Here is a 1,017-nt window from a genome sequence, read left to right as displayed (position 1 = left end):
GCCGGAACCGGTGTTCAGCACTTTGATGCCGTTGAAGTCGGTCTGCGACGTTACGCGGTTGATCTCTTCCATACGCTGGTTAACTTCAGCCTGGATGGAGTCGATGTCTGAAGCCGAGTTCGAGCTGTTCTGCGCCTGTACGGTCAGGTCACGCACACGCTGCAGGTTGTTGTTGATCTCGGACAGCGCGCCTTCAGCGGTCTGAGCCAGTGAGATACCGTCGTTGGCGTTACGGGCCGCAACGGTCAGGCCGTTGATGTTAGAGGTGAAGCGGTTAGCAATCGCCTGACCTGCAGCATCATCTTTGGCGCTGTTAATACGCAGACCAGAAGAGAGACGCTCAATAGCGGTACCCAGAGAAGCCTGTGACTTGGACAGGTTGTTCTGCGTGGTCAGCGACAAGGTGTTAGTGTTAATGACTGCCATGATGTTTATTCCTTAACTGATGATGAATTCAGGTCGAAAACCCGTGGCGTTCTCGCCGTCGCCAAAATTTATCGGCAGCCGCTGCGTAAGCTTTAATGATGATTTCATTAAAATTAAGCGGTAAGGAACGATCGAAGAAAATCTCAGCAGCAGAAATAAAAAAGGGCCCCATACGGGGCCCGGTCTGTGCGCGAGAGAATTAACGCAGCAGAGACAGCATGGTCTGTGGCACCTGGTTGGCCTGCGCCAGCACCGAAGAACCTGCCTGCTGCAGGATCTGCGCGCGCGACATGTTCGACACTTCTGTCGCGTAGTCAGAGTCCTGAATACGGCTGCGCGCAGCTGACAGGTTGTTCACGGTGTTGTTCAGGTTGGTGATGGTTGACTCAAAGCGGTTCTGTGAGGCACCCAGCAGGCTGCGCTGTGAGTCAACAGATTTGATGGCCGCATCGATGTCTGCCAGTGGCGTGGTGCCGGACGCTGCGCCAGACGCGCCGCCGGTGACTGCGCCTTTCAGCACGTCAAAACCAACGGCTTCAGTAGAGCGCGCGGTACCGTTAACGGTATCGCCTGAGGTCATCGCACGGGTGT

General features: G+C 55.5%; 2 protein-coding genes. Both read right to left on the bottom strand.

From position 1 onward, the window contains the following. Nucleotides 1-426, bottom strand: a 426-nt coding sequence (locus CBW22_RS20600) for a flagellin N-terminal helical domain-containing protein (protein ID WP_441339114.1), incomplete at its 3' end; no start/stop codon positions are given. Between the two features lie 199 nt (nucleotides 427-625). Beyond that, a partial coding sequence (locus CBW22_RS20595; protein ID WP_254919549.1) for a flagellin occupies nucleotides 626-1,017 on the bottom strand: 392 nt, incomplete at its 5' end.

The sequence above is a fragment of the Pantoea sp. VS1 genome (genome assembly GCF_002207995.1).
Taxonomy (GTDB): Bacteria; Pseudomonadota; Gammaproteobacteria; order Enterobacterales; family Enterobacteriaceae; genus Pantoea; species Pantoea dispersa.
This window is presented reverse-complemented; position numbering and strand designations above follow the sequence as displayed.